The organism is Streptomyces sp. B15 (assembly GCF_018070605.1).
GTDB lineage: Bacteria > Actinomycetota > Actinomycetes > Streptomycetales > Streptomycetaceae > Streptomyces > Streptomyces smyrnaeus.
The window spans coordinates 1-11,969 of sequence record NZ_JAGPXJ010000142.1 but is presented as its reverse complement, the minus strand read 5'-3'; the positions used below and the strand labels follow the sequence as shown (position 1 = coordinate 11,969).

General features: G+C 72.8%; 6 protein-coding genes and 1 pseudogene. All 7 read right to left on the bottom strand.

All coding sequences use genetic code 11. The features are described 5' to 3' along the window. Window positions 1-1,512: type VII secretion protein EccB (eccB, locus tag KBY19_RS34070; protein ID WP_185018459.1), on the bottom strand; the 1,512-nt coding region annotated here is incomplete at its 3' end. 4 nt (window positions 1,513-1,516) lie between these two features. Beyond that, window positions 1,517-2,926, bottom strand: coding sequence for a S8 family serine peptidase (locus KBY19_RS34065; RefSeq protein ID WP_210967385.1), 1,410 nt, complete (start codon window positions 2,924-2,926; stop codon window positions 1,517-1,519). Continuing rightward, window positions 2,923-4,413 (bottom strand): type VII secretion integral membrane protein EccD, encoded by a 1,491-nt coding sequence (gene eccD, locus KBY19_RS34060; RefSeq protein WP_099885134.1) that lies wholly within the window; start codon window positions 4,411-4,413, stop codon window positions 2,923-2,925. Before eccD ends, KBY19_RS34065 begins: the two co-directional genes overlap by 4 nt. A 1-nt stretch (window position 4,414) precedes the next feature. Further along, complete coding sequence (gene eccCa, locus KBY19_RS34055) at window positions 4,415-8,467, bottom strand: type VII secretion protein EccCa (protein WP_099885133.1); 4,053 nt, start codon at window positions 8,465-8,467, stop codon at window positions 4,415-4,417. Continuing rightward, window positions 8,464-10,974: a hypothetical protein gene (locus KBY19_RS34050; protein WP_210967384.1), complete on the bottom strand. Its 2,511-nt coding sequence runs from the start codon at window positions 10,972-10,974 to the stop codon at window positions 8,464-8,466. Before KBY19_RS34050 ends, eccCa begins: the two co-directional genes overlap by 4 nt. Window positions 10,975-11,033: 59 nt before the next feature. Beyond that, window positions 11,034-11,396: a hypothetical protein gene (locus KBY19_RS34045; protein WP_099885131.1), complete on the bottom strand. Its 363-nt coding sequence runs from the start codon at window positions 11,394-11,396 to the stop codon at window positions 11,034-11,036. A gap of 136 nt (window positions 11,397-11,532) precedes the next feature. After that, window positions 11,533-11,969, bottom strand: a pseudogene (locus tag KBY19_RS34040) (hypothetical protein); the annotation flags it as partial.

Genomic DNA, 11,969 nt, shown 5'->3' with positions numbered 1-11,969 from the left:
TTCCCGCTCCCCCTCGCCGTGCGGCTCGTCCTCGCCCGCGGCCTTGTCCCGGCCCTTGCTCTTGTCCGCGCCCTTGTCCCGACCCGTGTCCGCGTCCGCGCCGTCCGTACGTTCCGTACGGGCGGCGCCGTGCTCCTCGGCGGCCGAGCGCGGGTCCAGCACCGGGCCCGTGGGCAGCAGACCGACGAACCCCTTGGGCAGGGAGGGCGCCTGTTTCACCGGGTAGCCCAGCCGTGTCACCGCGTCCGCGGAGGCGAACGGGTAGGCGGTGCCGGTGTCGGTGACCAGCGTGTACGTGCCACCGGAGCCGGCCGAGGCCGAGGCCCTGACCACCGCGCCCCCACCCGGCGGTACGTACAGTTCGTCCACCCGTCCGAGGGGCTTGCCACCCGCCGCCGAGACCGCGGGGACCCCCTTCGGCTGCGGCATCCGCTCCGGCAGCGCCACTGTCGCCTGCCACGGGGCGTCGCCGGGGGTGCTGCCCGGGGCCGTACTGACGCACAGCGGTCGGCCCCGGTCGCGGGACGCCGCCTCGGGCAGCCGCTCGGGCCAGGCCGGATCACCTGGCGCGGAGGCCTTCGACCGTGGAGCGGCGGTCACCTGGGCGGGAGTCAGCTTGTGTTCGTCCACGCCGGTGGTGCGCAGCAGTGTGTAGACCAGTTCGGAGACGGCGACCAGCCCGTCGGCCCGTACCTGGTAGTACTGCGGGTTGACGCCCCCCACATCGCTGCCGGCCAGGTCACCGACGGCGGCGCCACGGACCGGCAGCCGCACGTCGGGCGCTTCGCCCTCGCCCCGCACCGACTGCGGTGTCCGTATCGCCGGCCCTTCCGGGACGGTGGCCAGAACCTCGTCGGACAGCGGTGTCTGCTCGGTGCGCTGGAGGCCCAGCGCGTCCCGGACCGGCACGGACAGCGAGAACCTTCGCCCCTGCGTCAGCAGCCAGAAGTCACCGCCCGGCGCGGTCGCGAGCACGGTGGCGGCCGAAGCGTCTTCGGGGACGGCGTCGGGCACTGCGACATACAGGTGGGTCCTCGCCTGCTGGCCGGATTCCTCTCCGGGCACCGTGCACACCGTCCACTCCTCGGTGGACAGCTGGGACGTGTCGGGCAGCGCGTCGGGGGCCGCCGGGATACCGACGGGCAGCCCTCGTGGTACGCCCTTGAGGGCTTCCGCGCGGACCTCGGTCCGTTTGCCGCCGCCCACCAGCAGCGCCGAGGAGAGATTGAGCGCCGGGTGCAGCACACCGTCCGACATCACATAGCGGTCGCCACTGCCGCTGACCACCACGGCGCCGTCGCCCGGCAGGTCGGGTCCCTTGCCGCCGCCCAGCCAGCCCGCGATGCCGAAGCCCGCCATCACCAGGACGCCGAGCGCGACCCCACCGCCCAGCGAGCGGTTGAGGCGGCGCCGGGGGTCGCGCAGAGCCTCGTCGGTGCCGCGCAGCAGGCTGGTCTGCTGTCGCCGGTTGCCGTACGCGTGGGCTTCCGCCAGTTCTCGTGTGGTCGCCATCAGCTCAACTCGTCCGGTGGGTGCGGTGGGTCGGGTCGGTCCGGCCGCGGCGGGTCCGGGAGGCGCCGGTCAGCCCGTCCAGGGCGGGTGCCACCGACGGCCGGGCACGGTCGGTGCCGAAGCGATCGGCACCGGCACGTTCGGCACCGGCGCCCCGGGGCCCGCCGCCGGCGGGCGCCGGCCGCCAACGGCGGGCGGCCGCGCGGCGGACGGCGGGAGCGCCGAGCACCGCGAGCAGTACGGTCAGCAGCAGTCCACCGCTCCAGGCGAGCGCGGTCGCACCGGTCGGCGAGAGCAACGGGCGGGGGCGTGGCACGGCTTGCACGGGGATGGCTCCGGGCCGCGCTGCGGCTTGCCGGTCTTGTTCCGCTCCGGCCCGCCCGCCGTCTCCCGCAAGATGGGTGAGGGCGCCGAACGGGTCGACGACGCCCGCGCCCGTGCGGTCGTTCGTGCCGCCGCCGACAGGTGCCGCCGCCTCCACCAGCCGCTCGCGCACCTGACGGGCGGACAGTCGGGGAAAGCGGGAGCGGACCAGTGCCGCGGCGCCGGAGACCTGCGGGGCGGCGAAGCTGGTGCCCTTGTCCCGGCGGTACCCCGACCCGCCTGCCGCCAGTACGACCTCGTCCTGGCCGTAGCCGGCCAGATCCACCCAGCCGCCGCTGTTCGACTCCTTCATCGGCTGCCCCGCCGCCTGCACGGCGCCGACCGCGAGCACACCGTCGTAGGCGGCCGGATACATCTTCTTCCCGCTGGTGCCCTCGTTGCCCGCCGCCGCGACCACGACGACGTCCTGGGCCACCGCGCGTTCGACCGCCTTCCGGACGGGGGCCCGGTCGACGGGCAGCGCGAAGGAGAGGTTGAGCACCTGCACGTCGCTGTCCACGACGCGGTCGATGGCGGCGGCCAGCGCCTCGGCGGGTGCTTTCTCCACCCCGCCCACCACCCGCACCGGCTCGACACGGGACGCCGGCGCCACCCCCGTGATGCGGGCCTCGCCGCCCCGGCGTGCGGCGATGAGCCCGGCCACAGCGGTGCCGTGGCCCTCGCAGTCGAGCGCGGGGGGCTTCGGCCGCTGGATGCGGTAGCCCTTCTTCGTCCGTACCGTCACCACCTCGGCCCCCTCCCGGACGGCGCCGGACAGTTCCGGGTGCCGGTCGTCCACCCCGGAGTCGACGACACCGACGGTGATCCCGTCGCCCTCGGCGAGGTCCCAGGCCTGCGCCAGCCCGAGGCGGTCGGTGAGGTTGCGGCCCGGAAGCGCGTCAGGCAGCGGCTCGCCCTGCTGCGGGGGACGACGACAGGAGGTGTCGACCCGGTCGGCCGCCAGGGCCGGCGGCGCGGGCAGCGACAGCTGACCCAGCGCCGCCGTGACAGCCGCGGCGGCCAGCGTTCGCCTGCCTCGTCGCCCTGTCATGCCTTCAGCTCCAGCAGAGCCGCATAGACGTCCCACACGGCCAGGATCAGCGGCACCACCGTCAGCAGCAGCAGCGTCTCAACCGTGTCCAGCAGCCGCGACAGCCGGGGGTTGAGCGTCCGGCGGCCGCTGAAGAGCCCGACCGCGCATGCCACCAGAGCGATCGTCAGGGCCAGCGGCAGCACCACGCCCAGGAGCGGCAGTGGCCGCCCGGCGAAGTCCAGGACCAGCAGTACGGCCGCGCCCAGCAAGGCGGCCACTCCCGTGGCGAGCGCGACAGCCACCTGCGGGGTCTCCCGGAAGAGCCGCGCCCGCAGCAGTGCCAGCACACCGAGAACTCCGGCCAGCACACCGGCCCACAGGTCGCCTGTGCCCAGCAACACGAGGGTGCCGCCGAGCAGTACCGCGTTGCTGCCGGCGAGCAGCCCCGTCAGCAGTTCGCGTGCCCGGTCGACCCGGACCCGGAGGGGGCCGTGGCCGATGAGCCCCGGAAGTCGCTCCAACTCCTCGGTGGCGGAGGCGAGTTGCGGGCCGGGGATATGAGCGAGGCGCAGGGCGAGGGCCGGCCACAGCGTGGTGACGGCCAGCGCGAGGGGTGCGCACACCGACGCGGCCCGGGCAGGGCTGGTGTCCCACACGGTGACGGTGAACGCCCCGACTGCCGCCAGCACTCCTCCCGCCACCAGCGTCGCGAACGGCCCGTCCCCGCTCCCGACCACGACGGGCCCGGCGGCTCCGACGGCCGCCACCACGGCACAGGCCAGCAGCAGTTGCGCGGCGCCCGTCCCGCCGAAGGCGTCCAGACCGCGTGCGGCCTGTGTCGCGCCGCCGCCGAGCAGCCGTACAGCGCCGACCGCCGCGAGCAGCGCGGCGAGGACCACGGTGTAGGTGGCCGCCACGGAGTCCGCGAACGCCCGGGAGAGCAGGGCGCCCAGCCCGATCCCGAGCAGTGCCGCCGCCAGCCCGAGGAATCCGGCGAGCGCTCCGGGGGCGGCGGCCAGCGCCGCCGCGGCTGCCGCGACGGCGACCCCGGCGAAGAGCGCGGCGGTACGGCGCACCGCCGCGGTGGGCCAGGCCCTCTCGGCGCTGCCGTCGCCGATGACCTCCACGACGTCGTCGTAGAGGGGAGGGCCGAAGTCCTCGATGCCGTGCCGGAGGAAGAGGATGTCACCTTCCCGTACCTGCTGGGCGCCGAGCGTGCGGGCGCCGTCCAGCCGCGCCCCGTCGGCGGTCCGCAGGGCCCAGCCCTCGTGCAGCGCGCCACCGTCCGGGCCGGTCTCCTCACCGGCGTGCCGCAGCAGCGCCGGCATCAGCCGGGAGAGGGGGACACCGAGCGGTACGGCGAGATCCGCGCGGCTGCGTGGGCCCGCTATCGCGATCCGGCAGAAGGCGCTGCCGGTGCGGGCGGCGCTGTCCGCCGCCGTGTTCGCGTGCACGCCCGCGTCGGCGTCGGTGTCGCCTGCCGCGGGCAGGGTGGGAGCACTCATGTCACCTGTCCACACTTGAGGTCGTAAGCGGTGGTCGTGTCGAGTCGCCGCCGTCCAGAGCCGGCGCTTCGCAACGCACCAGCTGCACCGGAGTGGTGCCGAGCTTGCGGTGGAGCAGCAGAGCCCGGCCGCGCTTGCGCCGGGCCGAGCGGTGGCCCCACACGGCGCTCTCCTCCCTGGGCATGCTCATCAGCAGGCCCGGGAAGTTCAGCTCCCGCATCCGGGCCAGCACCGGGTCCCCGGTGGCGCGCGCCGCTCCGCCGGCCTGTCGCGTCACATACAGGTGCAGCCCGATGGCGCGGGCCTGCGGCAGGAACTCCACCAGCTGCTTGAGCGGGTTGCCCGCCGAGGTCGCCACCAGGTCGTAGTCGTCGACGAGGAGGTAGATCTCGGGCCCCGACCACCAGGAGCGGTCGCGCAGTTGTTCCGGGGTGACGTCGGAGCCCGGCAGCCGCTCCCGGAATCCGGCGACCAGCCCGGCCACCACCTCCATGGACGTGTCGTGGTTGGTGGTGTAGCCGAGCAGGCTGTCCCCGGAGAACTCGCGGAGCATGGTCATGCGGTAGTCGAAGATGACGAGTTTGGCCTGCGAGGGCTGCCAGGCGTCGACGACCTGGCGGCCCACAGCCCGCAGCAGGGAGGTCTTCCCCGTCTCGCTCTCCCCCAGGGCGATCAGCCCGTGGTCGTCTCCTGGCCGGAAGACGACCGGCTCCAGCCTGCTGCCCTCCACGCCGACGACCACGCCCTTGCCCTCGCCGTCCTCCGTCCGCCTCGCGCCGGCGGGGACCTCTTCCAGGGCGTACTGGGTCGGCAGCAGCCGCACCTTGGGGGCGGGGGCGCCCTGCCAGGCGTCGGCGACCCGCCGTACGAGATCGGCGATGCCGTCCGCCAGCCGGGCGTCCGAGCGCTCCCCGTCCACCCGGGGCACGGCGGTGAGGAAGTGCAGCTTCTCCTTGGTGACGCCTCGGCCGGGCTTCCCGGCGGGAACGGTGCGCTGTGCCTTGCGGTCCACCTCCGAGTCGAGCGCGTCACCGAGCTTCAGTTCCACCTTGGTGCCGATCAGGTCGCGCAGCCCCATGCGCATGTCCAGCCAGCGGTTGCCGGAGACGACGAGGTGGACGCCGTAGGTGAGCATCCGCCCGGCCACCCCCATCAGGGCCTCCTCCAGCTCCGGGTAGCTCTGGCGCAGCACCTGCCAGCCGTCCACCACCAGGAACACATCGCCGAACGGGTCCTCGGACGAGTCGTCGAAGGGGCCGTCGTCGCCCGCTCGCCGGTCCGCGCGCAGGGCGCGGTAGTCGGCCATGGAGTCCACGCCGAGCCCCCGGAAGCGCAGTTCACGCTGCTCCAGCACCTCCAGGACCTCGGCCACCGTGCGGTTGACGACCTCGGCGTCCAACCGCCCGGCGACACCGCCGACATGGGGCAGCCCCGACAGCGCGAAGAGCGTGCCGCTGAAGTCGAGGCAGTAGAACTGCACCTCGCGCGGGGTGTGCCGGAGCGCCAGCGAGGTGATGAGCGTGCGCAGGGCGGTAGATTTACCGCTGCGTGGCCCGCCGACGACGGCGACATGCCCGCCCGCGCCCGACAGATCCAGGGTCAGCGGCTCGCGCCGCTGGTGGAAGGGGCGGTCGACGGAACCGATCAGGGCGTGCAGCTGCGGCCTGCCGGGGGCCGCGCCCAGTCCGCGGGTCTCCCGCACGGTGAGATCGCCGTACAGTCCGTCGAGGGTGTCGGGCTCGTCCAAGGGCGGCAGCCACACCTGGTGCGCCTGTGGGCCCTGCCCCTCCATCTGCTCGGCCATCACGCTGAGGACCGTGGTGTGCAGCTCCTCGTCCGCACCGAACTCGTCGTCGGCGAGGTCCGGCTGCGGCTCCGGCTCGCGCAGTCCGAGCGGCACGGGTACATACCCGTTGGGGAACGGCCGCACGTCGTCGGGGCCGCTCAGTGTGGCGCCGCTGCCTTCCTCGGCGGTGCGGTGGGCGCCGGAGACATACGCGGCACGGAAGCGCTTGAGGGTGGTGGTGTCCGTCTTGAGGTAGCCGTGGCCCGGCGCGGAGGGCAGATGGTGGGCGTCGGGCACGCCGATGGCGGTGCGGCTCTCCTGCTCTGAGAAGGTGCGCAACCCGATGCGGTACGACAGATGCGCCTCCAGCCCGCGCAGCCGGCCCTCGTCCAACCGCTGCGAGGCGAGCAGCAGGTGCAGGCCCAGGGAGCGGCCCAGCCGCCCCATCTGCACGAAGAGATCGGCGAAGTCCGGCTTTTGGGCCAGCAGTTCGGAGAACTCGTCCACGACGACGAACAGGCTGGGCAGCGGCGGCAGCGCGGCCCCGCGCTGCCGGGCACGCTCGTAGTCCCGTACGGACACCAGGTTCCCGGCGTCCCGGAGCACCTCCTGCCGGCGGTTCATCTCGCCGGCGAGGGCTTCCCGCATCCGGTCCACGAGGCTGAGATCGTCCTCCAGGTTGGTGATCACAGCGGCGACGTGCGGCAGCTCGGACATTCCCGCGAAGGTGGCGCCGCCCTTGAAGTCGACGAGGACGAAGTTGAGCTGCTCGGAGGAGTGTGTGGCGGCCATCGCCAGCACAAGCGTGCGCAGCAGCTCCGACTTGCCGGAACCGGTCGCGCCGACCAGCAGTCCGTGCGGGCCCATGCCGTTCTGCGCGGACTCCTTGATGTCCAGCTCCAGCGGGCCGCCCTCGGCCGAGAGTCCGATGGGCGTCTTGAGCCGGTCCCGCATCGGGCGGGCCCGCCACAGGGTTTCCAGATCGAGGCGTCCCGCGTCGCGGATGCCCAGCAGCCCCGGCAGTGAGGTGTCGGCCGTCGCCAGGTCCTCGCTGCGTACGGTGGCAGCGTCCAGACGGAACCCGGCCAGCTGCTGGGCCAGCGCCTCGGCCTCGGGGACCGGGAGCGTGTCCGCGGCGCCGAGTTCGTCGCTGCTTTCTCCCGTGAGGACCCGCAGTGCCCCGTCCGAGACGTCGAGACGCACGCCGTGTGCCTCGGTGAGGGCTGCCGCCCGGCCGTCCAGGTCGAGGACGGTGACGCCCTGCATGCCGTTCGGGTCGAGCAGCGCCTCCGAGCCCATGACCAGCCCGCCGTCGAGCACGACGAGAAGGTGCGGCACATCGGGGTCGGCCTCGGCGTCCCGGCTGAAGCGGGTGCGGCGGCTCAGTTCACTGCCGAGCAGGTCCTCCAGGCCGGCGAGGCTGCTGTGCACCATGCGCACCGGGCCGGCGTGGTCGAGCTCGTCCGGGTGGTGCGCGTGCGGGAGCCACTTCGCCCACGCCCAGTCCGCGCCGTCGGGTTCGCGCGTACAGACCAGTACCCGCAGGTCCCGGGGGGCGTGGAAGGTCGCAGCGTGCGCGATGACGGCGCGCAGCAGACCGCGGCACTCGGCCGCGCCCCCGGATACCGCGAGGGAGGCGAACCGGCGCAGCGCCACCTGCACCGGCAGCTCGGGGACGACGGAGTGCGCGTCGATGAAACGCTTGAGCGCGACGGCACTGAGCGGGTCCAGGTCCTCGACCGGCGCGGACTCCCCCGGCACCAGCGGGGTCGCCAGATACCTCGGGCCCACACCGACGCGTGCCACCGCGAAGTCGTCGTCGCTCGCGCGCCGCTCCCACAGGCGCCGGCCGTCGGCAACGGCCCACAGCGCGTGCGGCACCGGAGCGGCCCAGACCAGAGCGTCCCGCTGCGCCTGCGCCGTCCGGCGCACCTCGGCGCGGGTGCGGTCCAGGTAGCGCAGATATTCGCGGCGCTCGCTCTGCGCCTGCCCCTTGGTACTGCCGCGCTGCCGCAGGAGCGAACCGACGACCATGGCCAGGGACGAGACCAGGAACATGGTGCCGACGACATACCCGATGGGCCCGCGTCCCATCGTCAGCATGTACATCACCGAGCCGAGCCCGCTGAGCGCCGGGAGCGCGGTGAGCCATACATTGCTGTTCGGGTCGGGCTGCGGCAGCTCCGGCGGGGCCTTCAACACGACCTCGCCCTCGGGGACGGAGGGCTGGGGGGCGCGCGGAGGGCGGCGGAAGGTGACGGTGGTCATTCGCCGACCCCCCGCCTGCCCTCCTGGTAGGCGTCGTGATCCGCGAGGTAGCCGTGCTCCTCCTCCAGGTCGGTGAGTTCACCGTCGGCGGCGTCGGTGACGGCGTCCCGCTCTCGGGCCCTGTCCCCGTCGGTCGCCTCGTCGTCGGTCGTTGGGCGGTCGTCCTCTTCGAGCGTGGGGACATCGGCGTCGCCCATCCCGTCGTAGTCGGCGTCCCTGGCGGCGCGGGCGATGATCTGCCGCGGGTAGATGTCCCCTCGCAGGTCGTTGTGGTAGTTGAGTTCGTCGGCGGGCTCCTGCGGTACGTCGGTCAGGTTGCGTACGGCCTCCACACCGACGGCCGCCCCGAAGCCGACCGGCTGGGGAAAGAAGCCCGCGAGGGTGTTCGCTCCGGCGAGCATGGAGGTCCTCAGATCCGACCTGCGCAGCCCGTCGCCTTCAACGGCCTCGTACGCCCCGTCCACGTAGCCGCTGACACGCATGACGGCGTTGTTCATATCGTGGACGGGGCCGCCGCCGTCCCCGGCGTCGGAGAACGCCCGGTAAGCGGTGTTGTACTGCCACTCCCCGAGGTCCCTGCCGAACTGCTGGGCGACGTCCTCGTCCGTCGTCACCATCAGCTCGAAGAGGCCGTCATGATGCGATTCGGACAGTTTGAAGCCGTGGTCGTACGTTTCACCGAACACCTCCACGCCAGGAACGGGCCCGGAGGATCCGGACGTGGGGTTGTAGGCGAGCAGGTCCATGTACTTGACGGCGGTCTCCCCGATGGCACCGTGCATCGCGCTGGTGTCCGCGCGCGGGCCCTCGTTCACCGACCTGAGATGCTCATAGTTGGCGCCGGTGCTTTCCAGGACGTTTCCGGCTGCCGCGAAATAGGGCTCGGCGGCCTCGCTGTTGTGGTCCACGCCCTGGGGCAGCGTGGTGCCTGCCCGGATCAGGTCGGCGACTCCTTCGGACCCTTGCCATTCGCGCACCAGGACGTCATGCGTGAGGTCCATGTTCGAGAGCATGTCCGCCGACGCCTCTTCGTTGCGTGAGGCGGCTGTCAGGAGACCGTCCACACCGTCGACCTCCAGCCACGGATACGGATCGCTGCGCATCTCGGCCACGCTGTTCGATCCGTTGTGCTGTGTGATGTCCCCGTTCTTTTCCTCGATCACCCGTTGGACGTCGAGGGCCGAGTTCACCATGTCCCGGCTGAAGGCGTCTCCGGACGCGACCGTCGCATGCGACATGAGGTTGCCGAAATTCCCGTACTCCTGAGCAGCGCCGCGCAGCCCGCTGTCCGGCCGCGTCCCCATTTCGTCGAGCTTCTGGTCGTAGCCGTAGACGAATTCCTTGACGCCGGGGGGCATGGGGGCTCCGGTGCCCGGGTCGCTGCCGCCGACGGCTTCGTTCATGGAGGCGTTGATGCCATTCGCCACGGCCTCCTGGACGGCGAACAACGGGTCTTCGTAGGTGTATTCCTCGCCGACCGGTGGACGCGGGGGATTCATGGCTCCCAGCGTGGCGAGGGAATCCGCCGTGAGGTGCTGGAGGAATTCCTGGGTGTATTCGTCGAGCTGCGACGTGTTCGCGTCGAAATCCTCGCGGACGTTCCCGTCCGCGTCGAACATGTCGTCCACGGCGGAACCGAGTCCGCTGCTGTACCGCTCCAGCGTGCTGGAGCGGGGGTTCTCCTTTTGCAGCTCTTCCTCCAGCTTGATGGCGTTGTACGTCGCCATTTCCTCGGTGTGCCAGAGCCGCAGCGGTCCCTCGGACGTGTCGTAGCCAGCGTCCTCGAGTTCGAGGGCCAACTCGCCCATGTCCCGGCGGTACTTCTCGATGACGTCCTTGATGTCGCCGTCCGCCTCTTCGGCGGCCTCGACCGCCTGGTCCAGATAGATCTTGCGGATCGCCGCGACCAGTTCGTACGGCGGGACCCAGCCGCCCTGGCCGCGGGCGGCCTCGTACTCGACGTTGTCGTAGACCACTTTCGGTGCGATGGACGGGTCGGGGGCGAGCGGGTGCCCGGCGGGAAGCGTGCCGCCCGACGCGGTGTTCTCCAGCGCCCTCGCGCAGTTGTCGTAGTCGTTCTTCGCATCGTCGCTCAGGTCCTCGATGCGCTGGTCGAGGCCCGTGCCGTAGTCACCGCCGCCGTCGATGACCTGCTCGTTCTCGTCCTCGGCGTCCAGCGCGAAGCCCATCCCCTTGAGGATGTTGCCGACCACCGCGTCCATCTGCGTGCCGTTGTTCCCGAGGTCGTTCGCGGTGAGGGCGTCGCGCTGCTCCTTCTCCAGCAGCTCCGCACCGTTCAGCGAACCCGAATCGGCGCTCTGCTCGGACGCCAGTCGCGCCAGCTCACCGGCCGACCCGGCCTCGCCTGCCGCGACGGCGTACTGCACCGCGGTGTCCGCCATGTCCTCGGTGCTGACCTCGTCCGAGAAGTCCTGCCGACGCTGCCACGGGTCCTTGTCGGTCATCTCCTTGACGTCCGACTTGCCGAACTCGACGCCTGCCCCCACCGCGTGGCCCCATTCCTCCTCGCCGGCCTTCCTCCTCGCCGGCTCGTGTCCTCATCTGCTCACATGCCTTCGGCGACACCGCGTGAGACGGCGCTCCGCCCGGCGGCACCGGTCGTGTCGGCGGTCCGTATCGCACTGTCGGCCGCGGTGTCGGTCGCCTCCCCCAGGTCGGCGACCTGGTGGTCGGCGGCGCTCATCGTGTCTCTGTCCTCGGCGGCCCGCCCCGCGCTGCCCGCCTGCCGGTCGCTGTTTCCGTTCAGCGCGTTCACGTACGCGTCGGCGCCGCCGAAGCGGGCCGGTGACGCGTCCACGCCCCGGAGGTACCGACGGGCCTCCTCGGCCGCGTCGGCGGATCTGTTGCTGATCCTGCCGCCCTCGCGCCATCCGTCGGGCGTGTACTCGAGTCCCTCGTCCGCTGCCATGCCGTGCTACTCCGATGTCGTCGGTACTGTCGCGATGTCGGTGTGCCGGGGTGTCGGGGTGCCGGGCCGCCCTCCGCTCCGGCAGGACGGCGCTTGGGTCTGCCGGAGCCGGGGGTGCCGAGCCCTCAGCGCCCCCTTACTCACCCAGCACGCCCCGACCGGCCCTACGTGCGCTGCACCAGGCCCGGTCCGCCTCCTTGCCGGAGCTGTCGGAGGCGGAGCGCGACCCGGTTGGGGAGTCGCGCAGCTCGCGCCGGTCTCCGCCCTTGCCTGTACGCGCCGCCCCCAGGGCGCCGCCCGCGGCAGGGGCCGGACCGGCGAGGCGATGGCGGGCCGAGGCGTCGGCCGCGCGGGCGCGCCAGGTGTCGGGAGGCTCCCCGAACAGCCGGGGCCGGGTCCTGGACGCGGCGGCCGCCCCCCGCGCGGTCGCCGCTGCCTGGGACCCCGCTCCGGGCGGGGGCAGATACGGCCGCCCGCCCTGGGCCGCTTCCCGGGCGGCGAAGCGGTTGGCCACCTCCGCCTTGTGGGCGAGGTTGCCCGCCGCCTGCCGGGCCAGTTGGGGCTGGGCCGGTC

Bases quoted from the DNA above. Each gene is read 5' to 3' on its own strand.
- KBY19_RS34065 (WP_210967385.1), bottom strand. From the start codon at position 2,926: ATGACAGGGCGACGAGGCAGGCGAACGCTGGCCGCCGCGGCTGTCACG.
- eccD (WP_099885134.1), bottom strand. From the start codon at position 4,413: ATGAGTGCTCCCACCCTGCCCGCGGCAGGCGACACCGACGCCGACGCG.
- eccCa (WP_099885133.1), bottom strand. From the start codon at position 8,467: ATGACCACCGTCACCTTCCGCCGCCCTCCGCGCGCCCCCCAGCCCTCC.
- KBY19_RS34045 (WP_099885131.1), bottom strand. From the start codon at position 11,396: ATGGCAGCGGACGAGGGACTCGAGTACACGCCCGACGGATGGCGCGAG.